2 protein-coding genes are annotated in these 2,876 nt (G+C 65.1%); both read left to right on the top strand.

The annotated features are described in order from the left end of the window. The coding region (locus tag VFZ66_09590; GenBank protein HEX6289431.1) for a hypothetical protein at positions 1–522 on the top strand (522 nt) is incomplete at its 5' end. Between the two features lie 182 nt (positions 523–704). Beyond that, on the top strand, positions 705–2,876 hold a 2,172-nt coding region (locus VFZ66_09585), incomplete at its 3' end, for a TIM-barrel domain-containing protein (protein ID HEX6289430.1).

Raw genomic sequence — 2,876 nt, 5'->3', positions numbered from 1 at the left:
TCCTGGGGTGGAATCAATGCGCTGGTCCATGCCACGCTGCCGGATGCGCAGGTTCAGCCGCGCGCGCTGGTGCTGGAAGACCCGGTGCTGCTGCTGGCCGCCGATCCCGCTCCCTACCTGCCGGCGTTTACGGCTGGCGTTGGCGTGCCCCGCGACGCGCTGGTTGCGGAGATGAGCGCGGCCAATCCGCGCTGGCATGAGTGCGATGTCTGGTGGAAGGCCGAGGCGTGGCAGCAGGTGCGTCGCTCCGCGATCGAAGGCTTTTTCGTCGACAACGCGGCGATTAACGTCGTGGATCGGCTGCGCCAGCTTACACTGCCGACGCAGATCTTGGTCGCCGATCGGTCGCAGGGCGGCATCTGGCTTGCCGAGCATATCCCGCTGGTGCAGGGCGTGATTCCGGCCTGCGTCTCGCTTGAGGTGCTCGCGGGCAGCGGCCATAACATCCACCGCGACTCGTTCATTCCGTTTACGATGACGCTGGGCGTGTTCGTGCGGCAGTTTCTCAAGGCTGCGCGCTGATATTCGATTCATTTCGAGCGCTTCGGCAGCGGCAAAGGGTACGCAATCGGCGTGCCCTTTCCTGTCGCTCCTGATGGTTGCGATGTTTGGTGCGGCGCGGCTGCCGAGGGATCTTGAAACTTCAAGTATCATGAGGCGCGAGGGATCTCAAGCCTTTGATGCTGCATACGAAGGGAGGAGGCATGACCGCAACAGCTTTTGGTCAACTACCTGGCATGGAGCAAGCCTGGACGACTCTGGGAGCGGTACAGACGCTGGAGCGCGACGAGCGCGGCGTTCGCTGCGACTGTGGCGGTCCGCTGTGTACGGTGGCGGTTCTCGCGCCGAATCTGGTGCAGGTGCGGATGTCGCCGACCGGTAGCTTCTCGCCTCGGCGCTCGTGGGCCGTCAATCGCGACGATGCGGATTGGCCGGGTGTGCCGTTCGAGCTGCGCGAGCAGGAGGACGCGATCGAGATCGAGACGCAGCAGATGCTTGTGCGCATCCAGCGCGATCCCTGCCGCGTCACCTGCTTCGACAGGGCGGGCCGCCCATTTGCCCAGGATGCGCCGATGGGCTGCGGCTGGCGGCTGGGCGCGGTCGCTGGCTGGAAGCAGATCGAGGAGGACGAGCACTTCTACGGCTTCGGCGAGCGCACCCGCCTGCTCGATCATCGCACGGAGCAGCTCACGAACTGGACCCGCGATGCGGTCAACTATAGCTCCGCCACCGACAATATGTATATCGCGATCCCGTTCTTCATCGCGCTCCGGCCACAGGTCAGCTATGGCCTGTTCTTCAATACCACCTATCGCAGCCGCTTCGACATCGGCGCGGAGCGACCCGGCGAGTGGTGCATGGAGACGCACGGCGCCGAGCTGGACTACTACATTATCTACGGCGAGCCTGCCGCGATTCTTCGGACCTACTCCGAGCTGACGGGCCGCATGCCGCTGCCGCCGCGCTGGGCGCTCGGCTATCATCAGTGCCGCTGGAGCTACGAGTCCGAGCAGATCGTGCGCGAGCTAGCGGGCGAGTTCCGCAGCCGCCGCATCCCCTGCGATGTGATCCACCTCGACATCGACTATATGCGCGGCTACCGCGTCTTTACCTGGAGTCCCAAGCGCTTCTCCGATCCTGAGAAGCTGGTGCGCGATCTGGCCGAGGACGGCTTCAAGACGGTGACGATCATCGATCCGGGCGTGAAATACGAGCCGGAGGCCGACTACGAGCCGTTCGATCAGGGCCTGGCCCGCGACTATTTCGTACGTACCGCCGACGGCACGCTCTTTCACGGCTACGTCTGGCCCGACCGCGCGGTGTTTCCCGATGTTATGCGGCCTGAGGTGCGCGAGTGGTGGGGCGATCTCCACAAGAGCCTGACCGATATCGGCGTGGCTGGCATCTGGAACGACATGAACGAGCCCGCGATCAAGGATCAGCCCTTCGGCGAGCCAGACGGCAAGCACATTACGATGCCGCTGGATGCGCCCCAAGGCCCGCTCGACGAGCGCGCGACGCATGCGGAGACGCGCAATCTGTACGGCTCGATGATGTCGCGGGCTACCCACGAGGCGCTGAGCCGCCTCCGCAATGAGCGCTCGTTCGTGCTCTCGCGTTCGGGCTACGCAGGCATTCAGCGCTGGTCGGCATCGTGGATGGGCGATAACCGCTCGGCCTGGTCGCATCTCGAAATATCGCTGCCGATGCTCTGCAACATGGGCCTATCGGGCGTGCCCTTTGTCGGCTGCGACATCGGCGGCTTCTTCGGCAACGCCACGGGCGAGCTGTTCGCGCGCTGGATGCAGCTTGGCGTGCTCTATCCGTTTATGCGCGGTCACTCCGAGCTTGGCACCAAGCGCCACGAGCCCTGGGTCTTCGGCGAGCGCGTCGAGCAGATCTGCCGCGAGTATATCGAGCTGCGCTACCGGCTGCTGCCCTACATCTACGCGCTCTTCTGGGAGGCCGCCACCACGGGCGCGCCGATCCTGCGACCGCTGCTGTATCACTTCCCGAACGATCCGCGCACCTACGATCTGCACGATCAGGTCGTGCTTGGCCCGTCGCTGCTGGCCGCGCCGATCTACCGCCCCGGCGTTGAGTACCGCGCGGTCTATCTGCCCGCCGGGACGTGGTACGACTGGTGGAGCGGCGAGCGTTACGAAGGCCCGACCGATATTCTGGCGCACGCGCCGCTGGAGCGGATGCCGCTGTACGTTCGGGCCGGTGCCGTGATCCCGCTGGGGCCGGTGATGCAGCATACCGGCGAGCGGCCCCTGGATGAGCTGACAGTGCGCGTCTGGCCCGGCTCCGGCGAGTGGACGCTCTATGAGGACGACGGTCAAAGCTTCGATCATCAGCAGGGCGTGTGGGCC

The organism is Herpetosiphonaceae bacterium (assembly GCA_036374795.1).
In the GTDB taxonomy this organism is placed as follows: domain Bacteria; phylum Chloroflexota; class Chloroflexia; order Chloroflexales; family Kallotenuaceae; genus LB3-1.
This window is presented reverse-complemented; position numbering and strand designations above follow the sequence as displayed.